This is a genomic window from Herbiconiux sp. UC225_62, assembly GCF_042694625.1.
GTDB lineage: Bacteria > Actinomycetota > Actinomycetes > Actinomycetales > Microbacteriaceae > Herbiconiux.
Map to the genome: position 1 here is coordinate 3717810 of NZ_CP170551.1, position 25879 is coordinate 3743688.

General features: G+C 69.2%; 22 protein-coding genes. 14 read left to right on the forward strand and 8 right to left on the reverse strand.

All coding sequences use genetic code 11. From position 1 onward, the window contains the following. Window positions 1–4: 4 nt before the first annotated feature. The 4 genes from ACFJGU_RS18170 to ACFJGU_RS18185 are packed head-to-tail and all read right to left on the reverse strand — an operon-like array spanning window position 5 to window position 3780. Complete coding sequence (locus tag ACFJGU_RS18170) at window positions 5–1378, reverse strand: M20/M25/M40 family metallo-hydrolase (protein ID WP_382305349.1); 1374 nt, start codon at window positions 1376–1378, stop codon at window positions 5–7. After that, the gene (locus ACFJGU_RS18175; RefSeq protein ID WP_382305352.1) at window positions 1375–2439 is read right to left on the reverse strand and encodes a carbohydrate kinase family protein; all 1065 of its coding nucleotides are present in this window, start codon (window positions 2437–2439) and stop codon (window positions 1375–1377) included. Before ACFJGU_RS18175 ends, ACFJGU_RS18170 begins: the two co-directional genes overlap by 4 nt. Then, window positions 2432–3367, reverse strand: a complete 936-nt coding sequence (locus tag ACFJGU_RS18180; RefSeq protein WP_382305354.1) for a pseudouridine-5'-phosphate glycosidase — start codon at window positions 3365–3367, stop codon at window positions 2432–2434. The genes ACFJGU_RS18175 and ACFJGU_RS18180 overlap by 8 nt, the downstream gene beginning before the upstream one ends. Window positions 3368–3381: 14 nt before the next feature. Next, the gene (locus ACFJGU_RS18185; protein ID WP_382305356.1) at window positions 3382–3780 is read right to left on the reverse strand and encodes a hypothetical protein; all 399 of its coding nucleotides are present in this window, start codon (window positions 3778–3780) and stop codon (window positions 3382–3384) included. A gap of 39 nt (window positions 3781–3819) precedes the next feature. On the opposite strand from ACFJGU_RS18185, the gene ACFJGU_RS18190 reads away from it, so the two are divergent. The 4 genes from ACFJGU_RS18190 to ACFJGU_RS18205 all read left to right on the forward strand — a co-directional run bounded on the left by ACFJGU_RS18190 (window position 3820) and on the right by ACFJGU_RS18205 (window position 7136). Next, window positions 3820–4158 carry a DUF6804 family protein gene (locus ACFJGU_RS18190; protein WP_382305357.1) on the forward strand — a complete coding sequence of 113 codons (339 nt, stop codon included), beginning with the start codon at window positions 3820–3822 and terminating at the stop codon, window positions 4156–4158. Window positions 4159–4336: 178 nt separating this feature from the next. Beyond that, window positions 4337–6451: a DEAD/DEAH box helicase gene (locus ACFJGU_RS18195; protein WP_382305359.1), complete on the forward strand. Its 2115-nt coding sequence runs from the start codon at window positions 4337–4339 to the stop codon at window positions 6449–6451. 59 nt (window positions 6452–6510) lie between these two features. Further along, window positions 6511–6849, forward strand: coding sequence for a YciI family protein (locus ACFJGU_RS18200; RefSeq protein WP_382305361.1), 339 nt, complete (start codon window positions 6511–6513; stop codon window positions 6847–6849). Next, a complete protein-coding gene (locus tag ACFJGU_RS18205; RefSeq protein ID WP_382305363.1) occupies window positions 6849–7136 on the forward strand; it encodes a DUF1905 domain-containing protein in 288 nt (95 codons plus the stop codon). Before ACFJGU_RS18200 ends, ACFJGU_RS18205 begins: the two co-directional genes overlap by 1 nt. On the opposite strand, the gene ACFJGU_RS18210 is transcribed toward ACFJGU_RS18205, so the two are convergent. After that, on the reverse strand, window positions 7133–9250 hold the full coding sequence (locus ACFJGU_RS18210) for a S9 family peptidase (RefSeq protein ID WP_382305365.1): 2118 nt from the start codon (window positions 9248–9250) through the stop codon (window positions 7133–7135). The genes ACFJGU_RS18205 and ACFJGU_RS18210 overlap by 4 nt on opposite strands. A 148-nt stretch (window positions 9251–9398) precedes the next feature. Here ACFJGU_RS18210 and ACFJGU_RS18215 point away from each other — a divergent pair, with 148 nt between their 5' ends. The 6 genes from ACFJGU_RS18215 to ACFJGU_RS18240 all read left to right on the forward strand — a co-directional run bounded on the left by ACFJGU_RS18215 (window position 9399) and on the right by ACFJGU_RS18240 (window position 16827). After that, window positions 9399–10583, forward strand: a complete 1185-nt coding sequence (locus ACFJGU_RS18215; protein ID WP_382305367.1) for an anion permease — start codon at window positions 9399–9401, stop codon at window positions 10581–10583. Continuing rightward, window positions 10580–10816, forward strand: coding sequence for a hypothetical protein (locus ACFJGU_RS18220; RefSeq protein WP_092553349.1), 237 nt, complete (start codon window positions 10580–10582; stop codon window positions 10814–10816). Before ACFJGU_RS18215 ends, ACFJGU_RS18220 begins: the two co-directional genes overlap by 4 nt. Before the next feature lie 24 nt (window positions 10817–10840). Beyond that, a complete protein-coding gene (locus tag ACFJGU_RS18225; RefSeq protein WP_382305370.1) occupies window positions 10841–12250 on the forward strand; it encodes an aldehyde dehydrogenase family protein in 1410 nt (469 codons plus the stop codon). Between the two features lie 57 nt (window positions 12251–12307). Beyond that, window positions 12308–13807 (forward strand): aspartate ammonia-lyase, encoded by a 1500-nt coding sequence (locus tag ACFJGU_RS18230; protein ID WP_382305372.1) that lies wholly within the window; start codon window positions 12308–12310, stop codon window positions 13805–13807. Window positions 13808–13849: 42 nt separating this feature from the next. Continuing rightward, window positions 13850–15865, forward strand: a complete 2016-nt coding sequence (locus ACFJGU_RS18235) for a cell wall-binding repeat-containing protein (RefSeq protein WP_382305374.1) — start codon at window positions 13850–13852, stop codon at window positions 15863–15865. Window positions 15866–15987: 122 nt separating this feature from the next. After that, entirely contained in the window at window positions 15988–16827 is an 840-nt protein-coding gene (locus tag ACFJGU_RS18240; protein ID WP_382305375.1) for a class II glutamine amidotransferase, read from the forward strand. On the opposite strand, the gene ACFJGU_RS18245 is transcribed toward ACFJGU_RS18240, so the two are convergent. Then, on the reverse strand, window positions 16817–18157 hold the full coding sequence (locus ACFJGU_RS18245) for a glutamate decarboxylase (RefSeq protein WP_382310431.1): 1341 nt from the start codon (window positions 18155–18157) through the stop codon (window positions 16817–16819). The two genes, ACFJGU_RS18240 and ACFJGU_RS18245, sit on opposite strands and share 11 nt — an antisense overlap. 170 nt (window positions 18158–18327) lie before the next feature. On the opposite strand from ACFJGU_RS18245, the gene ACFJGU_RS18250 reads away from it, so the two are divergent. Beyond that, window positions 18328–19011 (forward strand): hypothetical protein, encoded by a 684-nt coding sequence (locus ACFJGU_RS18250; protein ID WP_382305377.1) that lies wholly within the window; start codon window positions 18328–18330, stop codon window positions 19009–19011. On the opposite strand, the gene ACFJGU_RS18255 is transcribed toward ACFJGU_RS18250, so the two are convergent. After that, entirely contained in the window at window positions 18929–19855 is a 927-nt protein-coding gene (locus ACFJGU_RS18255) for an alpha/beta fold hydrolase (RefSeq protein ID WP_382310433.1), read from the reverse strand. The two genes, ACFJGU_RS18250 and ACFJGU_RS18255, sit on opposite strands and share 83 nt — an antisense overlap. 299 nt (window positions 19856–20154) lie before the next feature. Here ACFJGU_RS18255 and ACFJGU_RS18260 point away from each other — a divergent pair, with 299 nt between their 5' ends. The 3 genes from ACFJGU_RS18260 (at window position 20155) to helR (ending at window position 24664) form a co-directional block, all read left to right on the forward strand. Next, window positions 20155–20892, forward strand: coding sequence for an SDR family oxidoreductase (locus tag ACFJGU_RS18260; RefSeq protein WP_382305380.1), 738 nt, complete (start codon window positions 20155–20157; stop codon window positions 20890–20892). A gap of 18 nt (window positions 20893–20910) precedes the next feature. After that, window positions 20911–22374 carry a DHA2 family efflux MFS transporter permease subunit gene (locus ACFJGU_RS18265; protein WP_382305382.1) on the forward strand — a complete coding sequence of 488 codons (1464 nt, stop codon included), beginning with the start codon at window positions 20911–20913 and terminating at the stop codon, window positions 22372–22374. A gap of 145 nt (window positions 22375–22519) precedes the next feature. Continuing rightward, complete coding sequence (gene helR, locus ACFJGU_RS18270; RefSeq protein ID WP_382305384.1) at window positions 22520–24664, forward strand: RNA polymerase recycling motor ATPase HelR; 2145 nt, start codon at window positions 22520–22522, stop codon at window positions 24662–24664. Window positions 24665–24667: 3 nt separating this feature from the next. On the opposite strand, the gene ACFJGU_RS18275 is transcribed toward helR, so the two are convergent. Continuing rightward, on the reverse strand, window positions 24668–25843 hold the full coding sequence (locus ACFJGU_RS18275; protein WP_382305386.1) for a zinc-dependent alcohol dehydrogenase: 1176 nt from the start codon (window positions 25841–25843) through the stop codon (window positions 24668–24670). Window positions 25844–25879 lie beyond the last annotated feature (36 nt).

The window sequence follows — 25879 nt, forward strand, 5'->3', positions numbered from 1 at the left end:
CTGGTCAGAGGCGGGCGATCAGGCCGTCGTAGAACCGGATGCCGGTGAAGAACGTGTGCACGTGCATCCGCTCGTTCTTGGCGTGCAACGTGCCGCGCTCTTCGGCCGACATCTCGAACGGGCTGAAGCGGTAGACGGTGCTGCTGATCCGTGAGAACTGACGGGAGTCGGTGGCACCGGTCTGCACGTACGGTGTCACGACCGCGGTGGGGTAGGCCACGGTGATCGACTGCGCGAGCAGGTTCCAGGCGGGCCCGTCCATCTGCGCCACGGGCGCCGGATCGTTGGCGCTGAGGATCTCGACGCGCACGAGCGGATCGGCGATGGCGCGTTCGAGGTGTCGCCGGGTCTGTTCGACGGTGGAGCCGATGGCGATCCGCACGTTCAGTACGGCCTGCGCCCGCTCGGCGAGCGCATTGGCCGCGAGCCCGGCGGAGAGCTGCGTCACCGCCACGGTGGTGCGCACGATGGCGGCCGTCTCGTCGCTCATCCGGGCGAAGACCGCGACGAGGAGCGGCCGGAACACGTTCGCGCGGGTGAAGACGAACTTGAGCGGGCCGCGCCCGTGGGCGCCGACGGTCCGGATCATCCGCTCCGTGACGGCATTGAGCCGCGCGCGGAACGGCCGGCCGGTGACCCGCACGATCGCGCGCGCGAGGCGCGCCGTGGCCGTGAGCCGTGGGGGAGTGGACGCGTGACCGCCCTGCTGCTCCACGGTGAGGGTGAAGCTCGTGGTGCCCTTCTCGCTCACCCCGACGACCGCGATCGGCACGTCGACCGTGGGGAAGAGCCTCTCGACCACGGCGCCGCCCTCGTCGAGCACGAACCCGACCGTCACCGCGCGCTCCTTCAGCAGCGCGACCACGGCCTCCGCGCCGGTGCCCGTGGTCTCCTCGTCGTGCCCGAACAGCAGGTAGAGGTCGTGCTGCGGCGTGAAGCCCGCTGCCGCAGCGGTCTCCGCGGCCTCGAGGATGGTGGTGGCTGATCCCTTGTTGTCGAGCGTGCCTCGGCCCCAGATGAGCCGGTCGACGCCGTCTCCGGTGAGCGCGGCGGCGAACGGCGGATGCGCCCAGCCCTCGTCGGTCGCGGGCACCACGTCGTAGTGCGCCATCAGAACGGATGCCGGTCCGGGCTCGCGGCCCACCCAGCGGAAGAGCAGGGTGTGACCGGCCACGACCTCGCGCTCGAGAACGGCGTGCACAGACGGGTACAGCCGCTCGACGGTCGCGGCGAAGTGCTCGAAGGCCGACCAATCGGCGTCGGCTGAGCCGTCGGCGTCGAGCACGGCCTCGAGGCCGACCGGGGACACGGTGGGGATGCGGATCAGCTCGCGCAAGCGTGCGAGGGCGGCCTCGTCGCGGGACTCGTCGCTCGTCACGGCACCAGTTTAGGGTCGGCCGGCAGGTCCGCCACGCGAGGCTTCCGGGCCGCGCTGACGGGAGGACGGGCGCCCGATCGGGTCACGGCGACGGCGGCGGCGCGCACGCCGGCCAGAGCAGCTGCTTCGAGACGCGAGAGGTCGATGGTCTCCGCCCTCGCCGGCCCGGAGGAGAGCAACGCCTGCACGAAGGCGGCACCGAACGCGTCCCCCGCCCCGGTGGTGTCGACGGGCGTCACGGGGATCGAGGGAACCCGCACCCGCACGCCCGGCAGCGGGTCGGCCGCGCGGGGGCCCGACGCCCCGTCCCGCCGGTCCCTACCCCGGCTGGCCGCCAGCACACCCTCGCGACCGAGGGTGAGTGCGACGACGTCGTAGTGCTCGAGCAACGCCGAGACGATGTCGTCGGGTTCGGTGTGCCCGGTGAGCACGCGGCCCTCGTCGAGATTCGGAAGCAGGACGTCGGCACCCGAGGTGGCCGCGAGCAGTCCCTCGACGCCGTGCTCCGCGATGAACCCGGCCGAACCGGGATTCACCGAGACGGAGGCGCCGGCCGCGTGCGCGTCGTGCACCAGCGCGGCGAAGGCGGCGACGGCATCCGCGGTGCGGGCGCCGAACACTGAGTAGCCGGTGAAGTGTAGGTGCGTGCCCGGGCGGAGCAGCGCCCGATCGACGTCTCTCGGAGACGTCAGAGCGTTCGCACCCCGCTCGGTGAGCATGGTGCGGGTGCGGTCGGGTTGCAGGATGACGACGATGGTGCCCGTCGGCAGCTCCACGCCGACCAGGTGCGGAGTGACGCCGTGCTGGCGCAGGAGGGCGTCATGCCGGGTGACGTCGTCGGCGTTCACATGCCCCAGGAAGTCGACGCGGCAGCCGAGGTGCCCGAACCAGGCGGCCGCGTTCGCCGCCGACCCGCCCGCGTGGCGCTCGATGCGGGCCGTGGTGTCGGTGTCGGGCCGGATGTCGCCCGCGGGCGTCACGATGACGTCGTCGATCACGTCGCCGAACACGACGACGTGCGCACCCTCGTCGCGCGGGCCCGCGGCGTGGGGATCAGTCATCCGCGGAGGCGTTGAGCGCGCTCCAGGCGATCGCGATCTCGGCGGCGAGCCGCACGTTGTTGCGGGCGATGTCGAGGTTCACCTCGAGGCTCCGACCGCCGGAGGCCTCCACGATGAAGCCGAGCAGGAACGGTGTGACCGCCTTGCCGGTGACCCCGGCCGCGTCGGCGGCGGCGAACGCGGTCTGCAGCACGCTGTCGTGCTCGGCCGGATCCCACTGCATGTCGGCGGGGATCGGGTTCGCGACCACGATTCCCTGCCCGTGGCCCAGCTCGTCCTGTCCCCGCATCACTCGCGCGATCTCGGCCGCGTCGTCGACGCTCCAGTCGAGGGTGTGACCGGAGGCGCTGAGCCAGAAGCTGGGGAAGTCGGTGGTGCGGTAGCCCACCACGGGCACGCTGAGCGTCTCCAGTCGCTCCAGGGTGGCGGGGATGTCCAGCACCGACTTCACGCCCGCCGAGACCACCGTGACGCCGGAGAGGGCCAGGGAGTTGAGATCGGCCGACTCGTCGAACGACTCGGATGCGCCGCGGTGCACGCCGCCGAGCCCGCCGGTGGCGAAGACGCGCACGCCGGCCTTCCCGGCGAGGTACGCGGTGGCGGCGACGGTGGTGGCGCCGCTCGCGCCCTTCGCCGCCAGGATGGGCAGGTCGCGCACGCTGGCCTTGGCCATCTCCTCACCCGCGATGCGCCGCACCCCTTCGTCGTCGAGGCCGATCCGGGGTACCCCGTCGAGCACCGCGATCGTGGCGGGAACGACGCCGGCGGTGCGCAGGATGTCCTCGAACTCCTGAGCCGCCTCGAGGTTGCGCGGGCGGGGGAGTCCGTGCGAGATGATCGTCGACTCCAGGGCCACCACGGGACGGCCCTCGTCGAGAGCCTCGGCCACCTCGTCGGAGACCTGGAACGGATGCGTACCGCGAGTCATCGACGCGCTCGCGCTCAGTGGAGCCGGGCCTTCAGCGCGGCGACCGGATCAGGTGCACTCAGCACACCCGGACCGAAGCGCAGCATCGTGATGGTGTGCGAGACGGGCCCGGCGCCGGCGCTGAGACGCGTGGCGACGGTCGCGCGCTCCCAGATGAGGATCGCCTCCTGCGCCAGCTGCACGGTCAGGCCGAGCGGCTGCGTGTTGCCGGACCGGACATCCGGGAGCGAGTAGCCGCCGAGGGCCGCGAGCGTCGCGTACACCTCGGAGACCTCCTTCTGGGGCAGCGGAACGGCACCCTGCCCGGCGAACACGGCGACGAACAGGCGCGCGGCCAGCTCCTCCGGATCCGCGGTCCAGAGCCCCTCCGGGCCGGCGAACTGAGGGCCAGGGGTTCCCGTGGGAAGTGTCATGAGTTCACCATATCCACCGCCGCGTAGGATTGGCGAGACATGAGCAATCGATACGCCACCCCCGCTTTCACGCGCCCGGCTCTCGCTCCCGGAATCCTCGGGGCCATCGCCCTTCTGGCGTTCATCGCCGTCGTCGGCGACGACGGATGGTTCACGATCGCGCGGTTCGTCGTGGCCATCCTCGCCGCCATCATGGTCGTGTTCGCCGTCCAGGCCAAGCAGTGGTGGTGGGTTCCGCCGCTGGCCGCCATCGTCGTGCTCTGGAATCCGGTCCTGCCGTTCGACCTGCCGGTGTTCGCCTGGCAGATCGCCCACATCCTCGGTGCCGCCGTGTTCGTGGCGAGTGGCCTGTTCATCAAGGTCCATCGCGTAGACTGAGGGTGTTACGGGGAATCCCGCTCTTCGTGTCGACCACGACTTACGTCGCGTTGCTCGGCCCAGGCCCCCGTCTCGAATTGCCCGCAGTCTGAAGCGGCGCCGATCCGGCGTCGGCCGAACGACTGGTCGCGTGGCCTCCGGCGAAGACGAGGCCCCGCCCCTACTCCACAGGAGAACGATGTCAAGGTCCGGCGCACGCCGAACGCGCAGTGCAGACAACACTGGTCTCATTCCGATCCTCGCCCGCAAGGTGCGCGAGGTCGAAGCCGCGGCGCAACGGGGCAAAGTCGCTCCGGCGAACCGCACCAAGTTCCTCGTGGTGGCGCTGCTGATGCGCGAAGAGCGCGCCTCCATCAAGTCGGATGCCGCGTTGAGCGACTCCGAGCGCGCCGAGCAGCTGAAGCGGCTCGACGGCATCGCGTCGATCCTCGCCCGCACCGCCGCGCGCGACACCTCGCTGATCGCGCTCCTCGAGAACGACGCCGCGCTCTCGCCCGCCGCGAAGAAGCTGCGTCGCGAATACCTGGAGGACGCCGGCTACGACGTGCCCGAGGAGGAGCCCGAAGCCCCCCGCCCGGCCGCCACGGTCGTACCGCCCGAGCTCGCGGAACGCCAGGTGGTGCCGCTCTCGGTGAAGTCGCGCCAGCTCGCCAACCCGTTCATGGCTCCCGACCTCACGCCGGCGAAGCCGCACGGCGTCGGCCGTCTCTCGAACTGGGAGCTGCTCGGCCCGCTCTACCGGGCCTTCGAGTACGGTGCCGGTGGCCAGGCGGCCAGCATGGAGCTGCCCGAGGCGCCCACGATCGATCGACTCTCGCCCGCCGGGCGCGAACTCATGGTGCACCAGTCACGCTTCCTGCAGAGCGTTCAGGCCGGGCACCGCACCTTCCTGCTGGCGGATGAGCCCGGTCTCGGCAAGACGGCGCAGTCGCTGCTGGCCGCATCCGTCGCTGACGCCTATCCGCTGCTCGCCGTGGTGCCGAACGTCGTGAAGATGAACTGGGCGCGCGAGGTCGAGATCTGGACGCCGCACCGCCGCGCGACCGTGGTGCACGGAGACGGCGACACCCTCGACGCCTTCGCCGACGTCGTGATCGTCAACTACGAGGTGCTCGACCGGCACTTGTCCTGGCTCGGCACCCTCGGCTTCCGGGGCATGGTGGTCGACGAGGCGCACTTCATCAAGAACCTGTCGTCGCTGCGCTCGCGCAACGTGCTCGCGCTGGCCGACCGCATCCGTCGCACCGCTCCGGGCGGCAACCCGCTGATGATGGCGCTCACCGGTACACCGCTGATCAACGATGTCGACGACTTCCGGGCCATCTGGCAGTTCCTGGGATGGATCGACGGCACCAAACCCACGCCCGTGCTGATGGAGCGGCTCGAAGAAGTGGGCCTGACGCCCGCCGACGCCGGGTTCTTCACCGAGGCGCGCGAAGCCGTGATCGACATGGGCATCGTGCGGCGGCGCAAGATCGACGTGGCGGCCGACCTGCCCTCGAAGCGCATCGTGGATCTTCCGGTCGAACTCGACGACGATCTGGGTCGCTCGATCCGTGACGCCGAGCGCGAGCTCGCCGCCCGCCTGGTGACACGATACCGCCGTCTCATCGCGGCCCGCGCCAACGCCCGGGGCGACGACGTCGATGACCTCCCCGACGACGACCTGATGCGACTCGTGGCTCGTCAGGAGCTCGAAGACACCCAGGCCACCGAACAGGGCCTCAACGTGTTCACGATGGTGCGCCAGATCGGTACCGCGAAGGCCGGCCTGGCCGCCGACTACGCGGCCCAGCTCGCACGGTCGGTGGGCAAGGTGGTGTTCTTCGCCAAGCACATCGACGTGATGGATGCCGCGGAGGAGCTGTTCGCGAAGCGGGAGCTCAAGACGGTGTCGATCCGTGGCGACCAGTCGGCGACGCTGCGGCAGCGGGAGATCGACGCGTTCAACAACGACCCCGAGGTGTCGGTCGCGGTCTGCTCGCTCACGGCGGCGGGCGTGGGCCTCAACCTGCAGGCCGCGTCGAACGTGGTGCTGGCCGAGCTGTCGTGGACGGCGGCGGAGCAGACCCAGGCCATCGACCGCGTGCACCGCATCGGTCAGGAGGAGCCGGTGACCGCCTGGCGGATCATCGCGGCGCAGACCATCGACACCCGCATCGCCGAGCTCATCGACTCGAAGCAGGGCCTCGCGGCGCGCGCACTCGACGGTTCGGACGAAGAGGTCGGCTCCTCCGACAGCGTGCAGCTCGACGCACTCGTGTCCCTGCTCCGTTCCGCGCTCTCCGAATAGAGGCACCGGGATTCCTCCGGTCATGTGTACAGTGTTCACATGACCGTGTGGGGTGCTCGATGAAGTTCATGATGTTCGTCCTGGCCGATGGGGAGCCCGACCCGGTTCCCGACGACTCCGATGTGGACGAGTGGGTGGACGAACTCGCTGCATCCGGCAAGCGGCTGATGGGCGACATCCTCGATCCGTCGACGGCCCGCGGGGTGCGGGTGCGCAACGGAGAACGATCGGTGACCGACGGGCCCGCGGCCGGTGTCACCGACACGATCTGGGGCTTCGACATCCTGGAGGCCGGAGACGTCGACGAGGCGCTCGACATCGCGGCGCGGCATCCGATGGCCCGCAACGGCCGCCTCGAACTGCGCCCGTTCCCGGGCGGCACGGCGGCGGCGAGCTGATGGCACACGCGATCGGACCCCTGGACCACACGTTCACCGCGCCCATCGGCGTCGACGTCAAAGGCGACGTGTGGCCTTGCGTCGCGATGCCCGACTCGACGGAGTTCTTCGGCACCGGACGCAGCGTGAAGATCGCCGGCACCGTCGACGGGGTGCCGATCGCGAGCGCCTTCATGCCGACGGGCGACGGCGGGCACATGCTCTCGCTCAGCGCCGCGCTCCGGAAACGCCTCGGCAAGCAGATCGGCGACGAGGTGACGATCCACCTCGCCGAGCGCCTGAGCTAGGAAGCGCGACCGAGGACGTCGAGTATCCAGGCGTATTCCTCGGCGATCTCCTTCCAGCGCTCGTAGCGGCCGGAGACGCCGCCGTGGCCCGCGCTCATCTCGGTGCGCAGCAGCACGGGGGCGCCGACGGCGCGAAGGCGTGCCGTCCACTTCGCGGGCTCCACGTAGAGCACGCGGGTGTCGTTGAGGCTCGTGACCGCCAGGATGCGTGGGTACTGCTGCTCGGTGACGTTCTCGTACGGGGAGTACGACTTCATGTAGGCGTAGACCTCGGGATCGTGCAGCGGATCGCCCCACTCGTCCCACTCGATCACCGTCAGGGGGAGTGATGGATCGAGGATCGAGGTCAGCGCGTCGACGAACGGCACCTGCGCCAGGATGCCGGCGAACAGCTGCGGCGCGAGGTTCGCCACCGCACCCATCAGGAGCCCACCCGCGCTCCCGCCCTGCGCCACCAGCTGCGAGGGAGAGGTCAGCCCCAGTTCGATGACCCGTTCTGCCGCCGCGACGAAGTCGGTGAAGGTGTTCTTCTTCGTCAGCGTCTTGCCGTTCTCGTACCAGTGCCGACCGAGCTCGCCTCCGCCGCGCACGTGCGCGATCGCGAACACCACGCCGCGGTCCAGCAGCGACAGCCGCGCCACCGAGAAGGAGGGGTCGATGGATGCCTCGTAGGAGCCGTAGCCGTAGAGCACGAAGGGCGCGGGGGAGCCGGCATCCAGCACCCCCGTGCGGGCGACGATCGAGAGCGGCACCCGCGTTCCGTCGGCTGCCGTCGCCCACTCGCGCCGCTGCTCGTAGTCGGCCGGGTCGTAGCCGCCGAGCACCGGATGCTGCTTCAGCAGCGTCGAGGCACCGGTCGTCACGTCGTAGTCGAACACCGACGAGGGTGTGACGAAGGAGGTGAAGCCGTAGCGCACCGTGGGCTGCAGCCACTCCGGGTTGCCCGAGGTGCCCACCGAGAACAGCGGTTCGTCGAACTCGACCTCGACCAGCGCCGATCCGTCGATCTCCGACGCGTCGGCGGCCAGGGGGAGCACGCCGATACGGGTCAGGCCGTCGCGCCGGTAGTCGACCGTGAGGTGCGCGGCGAAGGCCTCGACCTCTTCGAGTCGCACGGCCGGATCGTGCGCGAACACGGTGTGCCAGCCCGCCCGGTCGAGCGGATGCGCCGGGTCGACGTCGATCAGCTCGAAGTTCTCCGCGCCGTCGTTGTGCAGGATGAGCAGGCGGTCCCGCCCGCCCACCACCGCGTGCTCGACGGAGTACTCGACGCCCTCGCGGCGCGGCCAGACCACCTCGAACGTCGCATCCGGGTCGCTCGTGTCGAGCAGGTGCACCTCACTCGTGATCTTCGAGCCGATCGCGATCTCGAGGTACTTCTTGCTGCGGGTGAGGCCGACGCCCACCCAGTAGCGCTCGTCGGGCTCGGTGAAGACCTGCACGTCGGGGTCGGTGCTGCCGACGACGTGCTGCCAGATGGTGTCGGGGCGCCAGGCGTCGTCGACGGTGGGGTAGTAGACGCTGCCGCCGTCGCCCGAGAACACGGCGCCCGGGAAGGTGTCGGCGATGACGTCGGGCAGGTCGACGCCGGTGCGGAGATCGCGGATTCGCAGCGTGTAGCGCTCGTCGCCCACCACGTCGACCGCGTAGGCGAGCAGGTCGCCGTCGGGGCTGACGTCGAAGGAACCGAGCGAGTAGAAGTCGTGGCCCTCGGCCTCGGCGTTGTCGTCGAGCACGACCTGCTCCCCGGCGATGGGAGCGCCTGCCTCGACGGCCGGGGGAGTCCAGTCGTCGTCGCCGGTGATCGGCGCCCGGCAGTGCACGCCGTATTGGGACCCCTCGGAGGTGCGGGTGTAGTACCAGTAGCGTCCGTCGCGCACCGGCACCGAGAGGTCGGTCTCCAGCGTGCGCGACTTGATCTCGTCGAAGATGCGCTGCCGCAACCCGGCGAGGTGCTCGGTCGCCTGGTCGGTGTAGGCGTTCTCGGCCTCGAGATAGGCGATGGTCTCGGGATTCTCCTTCTCGCGCAGCCATTCGTAGTCGTCGACGACCACGTCGCCGTGGTGTGTGCGTTCGAGCGGGATCTTGCGGGCGACGGGAGGGAGAGCATCCATTCGTCCAGCGTAGAGCGATCCCGAGTTGACCTCGACGGGACCGGATGCGATTATCGTGACGGCTCCTGTTCGGGCCACCCGACGTGCATGAACTCCCGATGAATTCTCGTCTTGCACGCCGCACCAATCATCGGCTGGAGAGGCACGGGTGGATCTGACCGTCATCGTCGTGCTGGTCGTCGTCCTGGCCCTCTTCTTCGACTTCACGAACGGCTTCCACGACACGGCGAACGCCATGGCGACACCGATCGCCACCGGGGCATTGAAGCCCAAGGTGGCGGTGGGGCTCGCGGCCGCTCTCAACCTGGTGGGCGCCTTCCTCAGCACCGAGGTCGCGAAGACCATCTCCAACGGGCTGATCAAGGAGGGCGACGGCGGGGTGCAGATCCTGCCGGAGATGATCTTCGCCGGACTGATCGGCGCCATCGTCTGGAACCTGGTGACCTGGCTGTTCGGCCTGCCGTCGAGCTCGTCGCACGCCCTCTTCGGCGGACTGATCGGCGCCGCCATCGTGGGAGCCGGCTTCGGCGTGGTGGACTACTCCGTGCTGGTGAGCAAGGTCATCCTGCCCGCCCTGATCGCCCCGGTGGTGGCGGGGGTCGTGGCATTCACGGCCACCCGGCTGGCCTACGCGATCACCCGGATGCCCGCCTCCAGCGCCCAGTCGGGCGTGCGCGGGCGGTTCCGTTACGGCCAGATCTTCTCCTCGTCGCTGGTGGCCCTCGCACACGGCACGAACGACGCCCAGAAGACCATGGGCGTCATCACCCTGATGCTCATTTCCGCGGGCCTCCAGGACTCCGGCACCGGCCCGCAGATCTGGGTGATCGTCACTTGCGCCGTCGCGATCGCGCTCGGCACCTACATGGGTGGCTGGCGCATCATCCGCACCCTCGGGGCCGGGCTCACCGATGTGAAGCCGGCTCAGGGCTTCGCGGCCGAGACGAGCACCGCCGCCACGATCCTCGCCTCCAGCCACCTCGGGTTCGCGCTCTCCACCACGCAGGTGGCCTCGGGCTCGGTGATCGGATCGGGTCTCGGGCGGAAGGGCTCCTCGGTGCGCTGGCGCACCGCCGGTCGCATCGGACTCGGCTGGGCGATGACCCTTCCCGCCTCGGCCATCGTGGGCGCCCTGGCGGCGTTCGTGGCCACCATCGGGCCGGCCGGCATCATCATCGACCTGGTCGTGGGGCTCGCGGTCATCGTCACGATCTTCCTGCTCTCGCGGCGGAACCGGGTCGACTCGAACAACGCCATCAGCGAGGTCGATGCGGCGTCGATCGCGGTGCGGAGCCCGAAGGCCACGCGCCGCAAGAGGAGGGTGGCCGGATGATCGAGTGGGGTTCGTTCCTGGCTGTCGCCATCGCATCGCTGGTCTCCACCGCGGTGGTGGTGAGCCTGTATTCGTTCGGCTTGCGCTTCCGCGGGCTCACGCATCCGGATGCCCGCACCGGCGAACAGGTGCGGCCGGCCTACGCGACCGTGCTGTCGTACCTGTGCTTCGGCCTGAGCGCCTGCGCCGTGCTGTACGGCATCTATCTGATCGTGCCGTTCTTCCACGGGTGAGCCGCGCGCTCCTACGATGGAGACATGACTCTGGAGTCCACCGCTGACACCGTGCCCGTCGCCGCGATCGTGCCCGCGCTCCGCACCGCCTTCGATCGCGGGGTCACCCGCTCGCTGCGGTGGCGCATCCAGCAGCTCACCGCACTGAAGCGGATGCTGGAGGAGCGTTCCGCGGAGCTGGAGGACGCACTGTTCCTCGATCTCGGCAAGAACCCCACGGAGACGCAGCTGACCGAGGTCGGGATCGTGCTCGCGGAGATCGACCACACGCTCGCGAACCTGCGCCGATGGCTCCGCCCCCGTCGGGTGGGCGTGCCGCTCGCGATCGCGCCGGCATCCGCTTCGACCCTGCTCGAACCGCTCGGAGTCGTGCTCGTGATCGCTCCGTGGAACTACCCACTGCAGTTGCTGCTGGCACCCGTGGCGGGAGCACTGGCCGCGGGGAACGCCGTGTTGCTGAAGCCGAGCGAGCTGGCACCCGCCACCTCGGCGTTGATGGCGGCCCTCGTGCCGGAGTACCTCGATCCGCGGGCCGTGGCGGTGGTGGAGGGCGGAGTGGCCGAGACCACCGAGTTGCTGGCCGAGCGCTTCGACCACATCTTCTACACCGGCAACGGCACGGTGGGCCGGATCGTGATGACCGCCGCGGCCAAGCACCTCACGCCGGTGACCCTCGAGCTCGGCGGCAAGTCCCCGGTCTACGTCGACGACACGGTCGATCTGGCGGCCGCGGCCCGCCGCATCGTCTGGGGCAAGTTCCTGAACGCCGGACAGACCTGCGTCGCCCCCGACTACCTGCTCGCGACCCGCTCGGTCGCGGCTGCTCTCACGCCGCATCTGGTCGAGGCGATCGGCGAGCTCTACGACGGCGACCCTCGGTCGAGCTCGAGCTACGGGCGCATCGTGAACGACCACCATTTCTCCCGGCTGACCGGGCTGCTGGAGGGCGAGCGTCTCCTCACCGGGGGCAGGTCGGATGCGCGCACCCGGTATCTCGCGCCGACGGTGCTGGGCGACGTGTCGCGCGACGCCCCGGTGATGCAACAGGAGATCTTCGGCCCGATCCTGCCGATCGTGCACGTCTCCGGCCTCGACGACGCGATCGACGTCATCCGGGCCGGGGACAAGCCGCTCGCGCTCTACGCCTTCACGAACTCGAAGACCGCGGCGCGGCGCATCCTCACCGAGACGTCGTCGGGCGCGGTCGGCTTCGGCGTGCCGGCCGCTCATCTCGGCGTCACCGGTCTGCCCTTCGGCGGGGTGGGGGAGAGCGGCATGGGTCACTACCACGGTCGTCGCAGCGTGGAGACCTTCAGCCATGAGAAGGCCGTGCTGCGGAAGCCGCTCGCTCCCGACACGATGCGGCTGATCTACCCGCCGTACACCGAGCGCAAAGACGGGTTCATCCGGGGTCTGCTCCGCCGCCTGAGCTGACGCCGTCGCGAGTAGAGTCGATGGCGTCCAGCCACAAGCGACACGACGACACAAGCAATGGAGCTCACCGTGACAACCCCAGCGGCGTCCGCAGAACACACCCTGAACACCCCTCAGCCCGGCGACCCGGTTCCGGGAGCCACCCGGCTCGAGACCGACAGCCTCGGGTCGGTGGAGATTCCCGCGGAGGCCTATTGGGGCATCCACACCGCCCGCGCGATCGACAACTTCCCCATCAGTCGGCGGCCCATCTCGGTCTATCCCGACCTGGTGAACGCCCTCGCCATCGTGAAGCAGGCGGCGGCCCGGGCCAACCGGGAGATCGGCGTGCTCGACGCGTGGAAGGCCGAGTGGATCGAGGAGGCCTGCGAGCGTATCCGGGCGGGAGAGTTCCACGACCAGTTCGTGGTGGGCGTCATCCAGGGCGGGGCGGGCACCTCGACCAACATGAACGCGAACGAGGTCATCGCCAATGTCGCGCTGGTGGCCCACGGGCACCCGCAGGGCGCGTACGACGTGCTGCACCCGCTCGACGACGTCAACCGGAGCCAGTCGACGAACGACGTTTATCCCACGGCCGTGAAGCTCGCGATGTGCTTCTCGCTCGACCGGCTCATGGCCGAGCACGCTCTGCTGCGCGACTCCTTCGGCGCGAAGGGCCACGAGTTCGCGAACGTGCTGAAGGTGGGCCGCACCCAGTTGCAGGACGCCGTGCCGATGACGCTCGGCCAGGAGTTCCACGGGTTCGCCACGACCCTCACCGAGGACCTCGAGCGGATGCGGCACACCCTGCCGCTGCTCTGGGAGATCAACCTCGGCGCCACCGCGATCGGCACCGGCATCACCGCGGATCCGGCGTACGCCGCCACGGTGTGCCGCCACCTGCGCGAACTCACCGGCTTCGAGCACGTCACGGCCGCCGATCTGGTCGAGGCCACGAGCGACGCCGGCGTGTTCATGACCCTGTCGGGTGTTCTGAAGCGCTCGGCCATCAAGCTCTCCAAGATCTGCAACGACCTGCGCCTGCTCTCCAGCGGGCCTCAAGCGGGGTTCGGCGAGATCAACCTGCCCCCGCGGCAAGCCGGATCGAGCATCATGCCCGGAAAGGTGAACCCGGTGATCCCGGAGGTCGTGAACCAGGTGGCGTTCGCGGTGGCGGGGGCCGACGTGACGGTCACGATGGCTGCGGAGGGTGGACAGCTGCAGCTGAACGCCTTCGAGCCGGTGATCGCGCACTCGCTCCTGCAGAGCCTGGCCTGGATGACGGGCGGATGCCGCACCCTCCGCATCAACTGCATCGACGGCATCACCGCCAACCTCGACCGGCTCGACACGATGGTCTCGACCTCGGTGGGCGTCGTCACGGCACTGACGCCGTACATCGGCTACGCGGCGGCCTCAGCGCTGGCGAAGACGGCGCTTCTGACGCACCGCAACATCGCCGACCTCGTCGTCGAGGCCGAGCTGATGAGTCGCGAGCGCGTGATGAAGCTCATCTCTCCCGCCCGCCTCTCCGGCCTCGAAACGATCACCTCGGCGATCCCCGTCGTCGACTGAGGTTCTTCGTAACTGAGGATTCCTCTGCTATGATTCCGGCGTATGAGCCTTCTCCGCCGAATCAACGTTTCGGTGACTGCCGCCTTCGCGGCGGTCATACTTGCTGGCGCGCCGCTCTTGTCCGCACCTGTTGGAGCAGCCACCCCGGTGCGCTCGGTGATCGCGCACGATCTTGTGAGTGGGATCGGACACGACCCTAGTGGTGTCGCTGTGGACGCCGGACTCCATCGCGCGTATGTCACCAATTACAAAAGCAATACAGTGTCGGTCGTCGATACTCAGACCGACGCGGTTGTGACCCTGATCCCCCACGACTCCGCCAACGGCGTCGGAGTTGAGCCCTCGTATGTCGCTGTCGACAGTTTGGCGCACGAGGCGTACGTGGTGAACCATGGCGACTCCACCGTCTCCGTGATCGACACCAGGAGCAACCGGGTCACCCACGTGATTCCGCACGACGAGGGTATGGGGATCCACAAAGAGCCGTTCGGGATCGGGATCGATTCGACCACTCATCGCGCGTACGTCAACAACTACTGGGACGGTACGGTATCGGTCATCGACACAGGTTCGCAGTCCGTCATCAAGGTCCTCCGAGTGGCCCCCGACACCAATCCACTCCAGATCGCGGTCGACGAGGTCGATCATCGGGCGTACATCAGTAACCACTGGAATGACTCGATCGCCGTGATCGACACCACAAGCGACACGGTGCTGCCGTCCATCGGCCCCGCCGACGGGATCGGCGATCACCCCGAGGGAATCGCCGTCGCGCAGGGGCGACACAAGGTCTACGTGACCCAGCACAACTCCGCCACGGTGTCGGTGGTGGACACGGTCACACGGAAGGTCACCAAAGTGCTTCCGTACGCCCCGGCCGGAAGCGTGGGGATCGGGACGTATCCGACACGCATCGCCATCGATCCGGGATCGTTCACCGGATACGTGGCGAACAACAACGACGGCACCGTCTCCGTGATCGACACCGTGTCCGACACCGTCACCGAAGTGATCGGACACGACGAATCGACCGGGATCGGCTTGCAGCCGGGCGGGATCGGGATCGATCCGGGTACCCAACGCGCCTATGTGACAAACGGTGGTTCTGGCACCGTCTCGGTGATCGGTATCCCGGCGACGTCTGCTGTCGCGCGGATCGGGGGAGCCGATCGGTATGCCGTGTCGGCAGCGGTGTCGGCGGACTCCTTCTCACCTGGCGTTCCGGCGGTGTACGTCGCATCGGGGGAGAACTTTCCTGATGCGCTTTCGGCGTCCGCTGCCGCCGGCGTCGAGAAGGCTCCCGTGCTGTTGGTGACCCGTGACAGCATCCCCGGCGTGGTGGCCGCCGAACTCAAGCGATTGCAGCCGGGCAGCATCGTGGTCATGGGGGGCACCAACACCATCAGCGACGGTGTGGCCACCGCATTGAACGGGTATGGTCCGACGACGCGGGTCGGGGGCGCTGATCGGTACGCCGTGTCGGCCGCACTGTCGGCGCGCGACTTCGGTGCGGGCATCGATGTCGCCTATGTCGCCTCGGGCCAGAACTTCCCCGACGCCCTCTCCGGCTCCGCGGCGGCGGGTCATCTGAACGGGCCCGTTCTCCTCGTCACCAGAGATTCCGTCCCCGGCCCCGTAGCCGCCGAGCTGGAACGGCTGCGACCCAAGAAGGTCGTGCTGCTCGGCGGGCCGAACAGCGTCGGTGATGCCGCGTTGACTGACATCGCCGCGCACGTGCCGGCAGGCACGACTCTCGGAGGTATCGCCGGCGCGGATCGCTATGCCGTCTCCGCCGCGATCTCCGAGGACACCTACCCCGCAGGCGCGAACACGGTCTACGTCGCGTCTGGAGCCGTCTTCCCGGATGCGCTCTCCGGGTCGGCGGCCGCGATCGTGGCGAACGCGCCCGTGCTCCTCGTCACCAAAGACGGCATTCCCGACGCGGTCGCGGCAGAACTCGACAGGCTCAACCCGCGGAAGATCGTGGTGCTGGGCGGGCCGAACACGATCAGCGATTCGGTGCTCACGCAGCTCCTGCCCTACATCTTCCGGTTGTGATCGCGAGCAGCCGCCGATGAAGCATGAAGGGCCGAGCATCATCCCGAACGGATGACGACCGAGGGCGGGGGCGGCGGTACTGTCGGCGCATTGTCGTCGTGACGGAAGGCAGGCGGATCGACATGTGCAGATGGCTGGCGTACACGGGGGAGCCGCTTCAACCCTCGATCGTGATCCTCGACTCGCCGCACTCCCTGGTGGCTCAGTCGATGAACTCGCCGCTCGGCGCGGAGACCGTCAACGGCGACGGCTTCGGGTTCGGGTGGTACCCGGTCGACGGCGGCCCGGGCACGGTGCCGGGCTACTTCCACAGCATCGAACCGGCCTGGAACGACCAGAACCTGCGGGAGCTGACCCGCAGCATCCGGAGCCCGCTTTTCTTCAGTCACGTGCGCGCCGCCGCCGGGCCCCCGATCCAACAGACCAACTGTCACCCCTACCGCTACGAGAACTGGCTCTTCATGCACAACGGCTACCTCGCCGAGTTCCCGAATGTGAAGCGTGACCTGACCTACGCCGTCGACCCCTCGCTCTACCCGCACATCCACGGCACCACCGACTCCGAAGTGCTCTTCCACCTTGCGCTGTCGCTGGGCCTCCGCGACGACCCGGTCGCCGCACTCGGCGCCGCCATCCGGATGGTGGAATCGGTCGGCCACGAGCACGGCATCCGGTTCCCGATGCAGGGCACCATCGCGGTCACCGACGGCGAGACGGTGTGGGCGTTCCGCTACTCGTCGGAAGGCCGCAGCCGCTCGCTGTACCACTCGGTCGACGTCGACATCGTGCGCGAGATGTATCCCGACGCCGAACGGTTGAAGCTGTTCGGCAGCCACGCCCACGTGATCGTCTCGGAACCGCTGAACGACGTGCCGGGTGTGTTCGCCGAGGTGCCCGAATCGACCGTGGCCGTCGTCGACCGGTCCGGATACCGGCACGAGCCGTTCGTGGTCAGTGCGTGAAGGTCGACACCAGCCCCTCGGTCGGCATCGGCGACTCCAGCGCGTCGAGGTAGTCGACCGCCTCGGTGATGTCGTTCATCAGGCTCTCCGCGAGATTGAGACTGAGGCCGTTGCGCACCACGATGCGCTGCACCACGATATCGGTCAGGTCGTCGGGCATCGGATAGGCGGGGATCAGCCATCCTTTGAGGCGCAGCCGCTCGGACAGGTGGTAGAGGTTCCACTTGTCCGTGTAGCCGGCCGTCAGCTGCCAGGCGAAGACCGGGATGTCGGTGCCGTCGTTCCAGAGGTCGAACGCCGGCATCGCCCCGATCCGCCCCGAGAGGTAGACCGCGACATCCTGGGTCGTCTTCTGCACTTTGTAATAGCCGTCCCACCCGAGCCGGAGGAACAGGAAGTACTGCAGCAGCACCTGCGCGCCGGGCCGCGAGAAGTTCAACGCGAACGAGGGCATGTGCCCACCGAGGTAGGTGACGTCGAAGACGAGATCGGCCGGCAGATCGTCGAGCGTGCGCCAGATCACCCAGCCGAGTCCGGGGTACACCAGGCCGTACTTGTGCGCGGAGGTGCTGATCGACACGACGCGCTCGAGGCGGAAGTCCCAGACCAGGTCGGGCTGCAGGAACGGAGCGATCATGGCACCGGATGCGCCGTCCACGTGGATCGGCACGTCCAGCCCGGTCGCGGCCTGGATACGGTCGAGGGCCGCAGCGATCTCGGCCACCGGTTCGTACATCCCGGTGTACGTCACGCCCATGATCGCGACGACACCGATGGTGTTCTCGTCGACATAGGTGTCGAGGTCGTGCCCGTCGAGCACCTTGTGTTCCAGGGAGATCGGCACGTACCGCGCCTCCACGTCCCAGTAGTTGCAGAACTTCTCCCAGCACACCTGCACGGCGCTGGAGAGCACGAGGTTGGGTTTCTCGGTCGACAGCCCCGCAGCGCGACGGGCGTGCTGCCAGCGCCTCTTCATGGCGAGGCCGCCGAGCATGCACGCCTCGGACGACCCGATCGTGGAGGTGCCGATGGCGTTCGCCGTGTCCGGCGCGTTCCAGAGGCTCGCGAGCATCTTCCAGCAGCGCGTCTCGATCGCGGCCGTCTGGGGATACTCGTCCTTGTCGACCATGTTCTTGTCGGCCGTCTCGGCGTAGAGCTTCTGGGCGAACGGGTCCATCCAGGTGCCCACGAAGGTGGCGAGGTTGAGGCGGGCGTTGCCGTCGAGCATCGCCTCGTCGTGCACGATCTGATAGGCCGTCTCGGGCAGCGACTCGTGCTGCGGGAGCTGGTCCAGCGGGAAGTCGATCGACTCCCCGACGCGCGCGAACATGGGGTTGAGCTGGTTGTGGGTGCCGTTGCCGGTGAACCCCTGCGACGGCGAGGTCGACGTCGGCGGTGCGGTTGTCGTGGTCATGCACCGACCCTAGGAAGCCGCTGATCGCGCGTCGTCATACCAGATGGGTGATGTCGACCGTGCACGTGCGCGCCTACTGTCGGCACATGCCGGCCGCCCGTGTGATCCGCCTGCGCCGCGAGGCGTGGGGCTTCGCGATCGGCTCGCTCTGCTTCCTGATCGGCGCGATCCCGTGGTACGCGGAGGCCGTCGGCATCGCGTTCACCGACCTGACCTTTTTCGTCGGCGCCCTGTTCTTCACCGTCGCCGCCTTCATCCAACTCGCTCTCAGCGGGCGGCATCGCCCCGCCCGCGGAACCGCCCGACCCGACGTGTTCGACTGGTGGGCTGCGGTGGTGCAACTCGTCGGAACGCTGTTCTTCAACATCAGCACCACCGACGCCCTGCTCAACGCCGTCGACAGCACCACGCGCGTCAACAGCGGCTGGCGACCGGATGCCGCGGGCTCCGTCTGCTTCCTGGTGGCGAGCACCCTCGCCGTCGTCGCGACCACCGAACGCGACCGCTTGTGGGATCCGAATGCCCGCAGCTGGCGCTGCACCTGGCTCAACCTGCTCGGCTCGGTGTTCTTCGCCGCATCGGCGGTGGGGGCGTACGTCCTCCCGTCCACCGGCGACCTGCTGAGTCTGTTCTGGGCGAACCTCGGCACCGCCCTCGGCGCCGTCTGCTTCCTCGTGGCGGCCCTGCTCAGCCGGCCGGCGGCGCCCCGTCGGGCGGCGGCTTCGGCGCAGGGTGCAGGGATCCCCGATGGATCTCGTAGGCCCGCGTGAATCCGGGTGAGTCCGGATCGTCGACGATGGGCTGATCGGCCATGAACAACCGGATCACGTGCGCGAGCTCACCCGGATTGCTGAAGTTGATGGCGTGCGCGGCCCCCTCCATCACCACCACGAGCACGTGGTTGTCGGTGAGCGACGCGACCTCGCGGATGCGGTCCGGGCCCGGCATCAGCGGATCGCGGTCTCCGATCACCACGAGGGTCGGGATCTCGAGTGCGAGCAACCGGTCGAGGGAGGGATAGCGGGTGAGCGCGCGGAACATCCGCACCGTGCTGGGCACCCCGAACCGCACGTAGTCGGGGGCGGCGACGCGCATCATCCGGGGCGGCTCGCGGGTGCCGTCGCGGGCGAGCTGGCTGACCGCACGCCTCAGGGGCTGGTTGTGCAGACCGCCCGCCGGGGAGACGAGGATGGCGCGGTCGATGCGCTCGGGGTGGTTGTGCGCGAACTCGCAGATGATGGGGCAGCCCATGGAGTTTCCGACCAGCGTCGCGCGCTCGATACCGCGGTCGTCGAGGAATCGGGTGGCCGCGTGAGCGAGTTCCGGCACGTCGAGGGGCTCGGACGGTCGCCCGCTCCGCCCGAATCCCGGCAGGTCGGGGACGAGGGTGTGGAACTCGTCGCGCAGTCGCTCGGCGGTGGGCAGCAGGTAGCGGCCGGAGAGGCCGAAGCCGTGCAGGTGCATCATCACCGGGGCGTCCGGCGGTTGCGGTGATTCGCGGTAGAACACGTCGACGTCGTCGACGACCGTCCAGTGCTCGGCGAGTGCCGAGGCGGGGTGCCGCGGCGAGCGCCGGTGCCGTCGCGTCGACGGGGACTCCGCTGCCGTCGCCATCTCCGTCGCCTCCTGTCTCTGATCGACCCAGTTCAGGTAGGCGTCATACGGATCGTCGATCGTGTTCTGCGGGGCCACGTTCCAGGGCCGGCCCTGACGGCGACGGGTCATGGCGCCACTCACCTCCCTCGCCGACCGCCCGGACGCGGGGACCGGATCGGCGTGTGGCTCGACGATAGCGACGTCGCGTGCTCGGTGACGTCATCCGAACGGGGTGACGTCTGCGACGCGAATCCGTGATTGATTCGACGATCGGGCGGTCGTAGCATGTGCATCGCGCCGACTCAGAGGAGAAGGACATGACCGAATCGCTGGCGGGACAGAACATCGTCGTCCTCGGCGGCACCGCCGGAATCGGCCTGGCGGTGGCGCGGCAGGCGTTGGAAGCCGGTGCCGCAGTGACGGTCACCGGACGGGATGCCGCCCGGTTGAGCGGCGCGCTCGACGCGTTGCCGGGCGCGAAGGGCCAGGCTTTCGACGCCGATGATCCTGAAGCGCTGGCCGACTTCTTCGCCGCACTCGATCGGCCGGTCGACCATGTCTTCGTCTCCGCCGGGGGCCCCTACTACGGGCACCTGGCCGACCTCGACCCTCGGCAGGCGGGGGAGGCGATCGGCAAGAGCTTGGAATTGATGATCCGGCTGGCGCAGCTGGTCCCGCCGCTGTCGAGGCCGGGCGGCAGCATCACGCTCATGTCGGGAACCGGATCGAAGCATCCCGCGCCCGGGCTCACGGTGATCGGCGCCACGGTCGCGTCCCGCACGGCGGCCGCGGCCAATCTGGCCCTGGAGATCGGTCCGGTGCGGATGAATCTCATCGCGGCCGGGTTCGTCGACACCCCCCTCTCGGCGCGGCTCCTCGGCGACGGACTGGATGCCCGGCGTCGTCAGTTGCGCGAGACCCTCCCGGTGCACCGGGTGATCGAGGCCTCGGACGTCGCCGACCTGGCGCTCCATCTCATGGCCAACACGGCCGTCACCGGCGTGGTCTACGACCTCGACGGCGGCCAACAACTCCTCCCGGCCGTCGAAGCCTGAGACGACCCGGGTCGCGTCATGGACGACGTCGGAACCGTCCCGCTGCGGAGCAGCCGCGGAGTCTTCGTGCTCGTGGCCACCGTGCTCGCGTCCACCATCGGGTTCCTCGACGCCTCGGTCGTGAACGTCGCCATCCCTGCGATCGGCAAAGACCTGAACGCCGCGGTGGCCGACCTGCAATGGACGGTCACGAGCTACCTGGTGGCCGTGACCGCCCTGCTCCTCGTGGCCGGCGCCCTCTCCGACCGCTACGGCCGCCGCCGCATCCTGGTCATCGGCCTGTCGATCACCCTGGTGGCCTCCGTGTTCTGTGCGTTCGCCCCGGATGCCTCCCTGCTGGTGGTGGGCCGGATCGCCCAGGGGATCGGCGGTGCCCTCACGGTGCCGAGCAGTCTGGCTCTGCTGAACGGCACGCTGCGTTCTCAGGATCGCCCGCGAGGGATCGGTCTCTGGGCGGCGTTGTCGACCGTCGGCTACACGGTCGGTCCCTACGCCGGCGGGTGGCTGGTGGACAACGGCTCCTGGCGTTGGTTGTTCCTGCTCAACGTGCCCTTGGTCGTTCTCGCGCTCCTCGCCCTCATCCGCGTGCGGGAGCAGAAGAACCCGGACGCCACCGGCGGGATCGACTACCTGGGGGCCGTGCTGATCGCCATCGGGCTCGGCGCGGTGGTCTACGCGCTCACGGACGGCTCCGCCAACGGCTGGGCGCGGCCGGCGATCATCCTGGCCGGCATCGTGGGCGTCGGATGTCTCGTGGCCCTCGTTCCGGTGGAGCTGCGCGTCGCGAACCCGGTGCTGAACCTCCGCCTGTTCCGGTCGAAGCAGTTCTCGGCCATCAACGCCAGCACGCTGCTGTTCTACGCGGCCATCAGCGGGGTGGGTTACCTCGTGCTGCTGCGGCTGGAGCTGCAGCTCGACTACACGCCGACGTTGGCGGGAGCCGCCCTCATCCCGTCGTCGGTGGTGTTCCTGATCGTGGCGCCGATCAGCGGGAACCTGGTGGCGAAGTTCGGCCCCCGGTGGCTGATGGCGGCCGGCATCCTGGTGGCCGGACTCGGTTTCCTCTGGCTGTCGTTCCTCGGACCGACGTCGAGCTACTGGCTCGGCGTGCTCCCCGGCAACCTGCTGCAGGGCCTCGGTTTCGGGCTGGCCGTGACGCCGTTGACCTCGGCGGTGCTGGCGGCCGTGCGCAGCGCCGATCTCGGTGAGGCCTCGGCGATCAACAACGCCGTGTCGCGCCTGGGCGGGGCGGTCGCGATCGCCGTCATCCCCGCTCTCGCGGGCCCCGGCGTGCACACGCTGGCCGAGACGATCGACGCGGCCTACCAACCCGGCATGGTGATCACGGCCGTGCTGTGCCTGGCGGCAGCGGCGATCGCGGCGGTGTTCGTGTCGAACGCGCCGGCGGCGGCGCCGGTAACTGCAGCCCCGATGCCGCACGCCTGTCTGCCCGAGGCGGTCGACGACCGGGTTTCCGCCTGATCGCACCGTTCCGCCCGTTAACGCAAACAAGGCGGGTCTCTCGACCACACCTTGCCCTTCTCAATGTATAGCGGGCCGGGGGGCTTGCGGCAAGGCCCCCGTCGTGGCGCAGACTTGTCGGCCGGAGCCCGATCGAGAGGACCTGATGACACGGACGACGAGCGCGTTCAACCTGCCCGACCGCCTGGCCCGCAAGGCCGACCCGGCGCTGATCGCCGACGACGAACGGCACTTTTCGGCCCTCGCGCGGAGCCTGCAGGAGTCGATCGACGACCTCTCCGGCCGCCTCGACCGCGCACGCCGGAGTCCTGGCCGAACGGGTCAGGAGGCGATGGACCGCGACCTCGAGGTGCACCGCCTCACGGCCCGGCTGCGGGCGCTGCGTCGCTACGGACTCGACCTGTGCCTCGGTCGTGTCGTGCGGGCCGACGATCCCGAGCCGCTCTACATCGGACGCTTCGGTCTCACCGACGATGCCGGCCGCCGATTGCTGGTGGACTGGCGCTCACCGGCCGCCGAGCCCTTCTTCGGAGCCACCTTCGCCGACCCGATGGGGCTGACCAGCCGTCGCCGCTACCGCTGGACCCGCGGCCGCGTCAGCGACTACTGGGACGAGGTGTTCACCCCCGACGGCTTCGACGGAGCCGTCGCGCTCGACGAGGAATCCGCCTTCATCGCGAGCCTCGGCAGCACCCGGTCGAGCCGGATGCGCGACGTGCTCGGCACCATCCAGGCCGATCAGGACGCGATCATCCGCGCCGGCTCCCGCGGCGCCCTCGTCGTCGACGGCGGGCCGGGTACCGGCAAGACCGTGGTGGCGCTGCATCGCACCGCGTACCTGCTCTACTCGGACCCGCGCCTCGAGCGCCGCCGCGGCGGCGTGCTGTTCGTCGGGCCGAGCCATGGCTACCTGGCCTACGTCGACGACGTGCTGCCGAGCCTGGGGGAGGAGGGGGTGCAGATCGCCACCCTCCGCGACCTCGTGGTCGAGGGTGCGGATGCCGCGACGGAGGAGGACGCCCAGGTGGCGGCGCTCAAGGCATCCGCGGATCCGGCGCGGATGATCGACCGTGCCGTGTCCCGCTACGAGCAGCCGCCGACCCGCCCGATCGTCGTGGAGACGCCGTGGTCGGAGGTCACGGTCGACGGCGAGGACTGGGCCGAGGCCTTCGACGCGCCGGAACCCGGAACGCCGCACAACGACGCTCGCGACGAGGTGTGGGAGGCGCTGGTCGACATCCTGCTCGACAAGCACGACGGCGACGAGGAGGTCTCGCCGGCGCAGCTCCGCCGCTTCCTGGTGCCGAACGAGGAGCTCACCGACACGTTCAACCGGGCCTGGCCGCTGCTCGATCCGGTCGGCGTCGTCGGCGATCTCTGGACGGTGCCCGCCTACCTGCAGCAGTGCGCTCCCTGGCTGAGCACCGATCAGGTGACTCTGCTCCAGCGCGACGTGCCCCGCGCCTGGACGGTCGCCGACCTGCCGTTCCTCGATGCGGCGCGGCTTCGGATCGGCGACCCCGAAGCATCCCGTCGCCGTCGCCGTCGCGAGGCCACTCTCGCCGCCGAGCAGGAAGCGCGGGACCGGGTGGTCGAGGACTTGATCGCCGCGGACGACTCCGAGCTGCTCGTGATGTCGATGCTGAGCGGTCAGGACGCCCGGAACAGCCTGGTCGACGATGCCGCTCTGCCGAGCATCGACCCCGATCTGCTCGCCGGGCCGTTTGCGCACATCGTGGTCGACGAGGCGCAGGAACTGAGTGACGCGGAATGGCAGATGCTCCTGCGCCGCTGTCCTTCCCGCAGCTTCACGATCGTGGGCGACCGCGCCCAGGCGCGGCACGGCTTCCGGGAGTCATGGGAAGAACGCCTCGCACGGATCGGGCTCGGCCACGTCACGGTCGCTTCCCTGAGCATCAACTACCGCACCCCGGAGGAGGTCATGGCCGAAGCCGAACCGATCATCCGGGCCGCGCTCCCGGATGCGAACGTGCCGACCTCGATCCGCCGGAGCGGCATCCCGGTACGGCACGGCTCCCGGACGGAACTCGAGGGCGTCCTCGAGGCGTGGCTGACGGAGCACGACGAGGGGATCGCGGCCGTCATCGGCGACCAGGCCGCGCCCTCGGCGGGTCGCGTGCGCTCACTCACCCCGGAGCTCGCCAAGGGACTGGAGTTCGACCTCGTGGTGCTGGTCGATCCGGAGGCGTTCGGCAACGGCATCGCCGGCGCCGTGGACCGCTACGTGGCCATGACACGGGCCACGCAGCAGCTGGTGATCCTCAGCTGACCGTCAGGGCCGCAGGACCACCTTGACGCATCCGTCTTCCTTCTTCTTGAAGATCTCGTACATCTCCGGAGCCTGTTCGAGCGGGACGTGATGCGTCACGAGGTCGTCGATGCCGAGCGGATCCGCCGCGTCCTCGACCAGAGGCAGGAGGGTCTCGATCCAGCGGTGCACGTTGCACTGACCCATCCGGATCGTGATGCCCTTGTCGAACATGCTCATGAACGGCACCGGGTCGGCGGCCCCCGCGTACACACCGCTCAACGACACCGTGCCTCCGCGACGCACCAGGTCGAGTGCGAGATGCAGCGCGGCGAGACGATCGACGCCGACGGTGGTCATCGCCTTCTTGGCGAGGGGTTCGGGCAGTTTGCCGACCGCGTAGGTCGCGAACTCCACGCCCGGGTTGCCGTGCGCCTCCATCCCGACCGCGTCGACCACCGAGTCGGGGCCGCGCCCGTCGGTCGCGGTGCGGAGCAGCGGCACGATGTCGTCGGTGAGGTCGAACACCTCCACGCCGTGCCGGGCGGCCATCGCCCGGCGCTCGGGAACGGGATCGATCCCGAGCACCCGGTAGCCGAGCTGGCGGCCGATCCGGCTCGCGAACTGCCCGACCGGGCCGAGTCCCACCACGGCGAGCGTTCCGCCCTCGGGCACGTCGGCGTACTGCACGCCCTGCCAGGCGGTGGGAAGGATGTCGCTGAGGAAGAGGTAGCGGTCGTCGGGAAGATCCGCACCGACCTTGATCGCGTTGAAGTCGGCGAACGGCACGCGCAGCTTCTCGGCCTGGCCACCGGGGACGGAGCCGTAGAGCTCGGTGTAGCCGTAGAGCGAGGCGCCGGTGTCGGTGGCACGGTTCTGGGTGGTCTCGCATTGCGTGGTGAGGCCCTGCTCGCACATGAAGCAGTGCCCGCAGGCGATCACGAAGGGGATGACCACGCGGTCGCCCACGGCGAGTTCGGTGACGTCGGCGCCGACGGACTCGACGATGCCCATCGGTTCGTGCCCCAGGATGTCGCCCTTGCTGAGGAACGGGCCCAGCACGTCGTAGAGGTGGAGATCCGAACCGCAGATGGCGGTGGAGGTGACGCGGATGACGGCATCGGTCGGATCGACGATCACCGGATCCGCGACCTCGTCGATGCGGACCTTCATGGTGCCTTGCCAGGTGAGTGCTCTCATTCTCCCTGTCTACGCTCCGCCCGCTCGATCCACAGG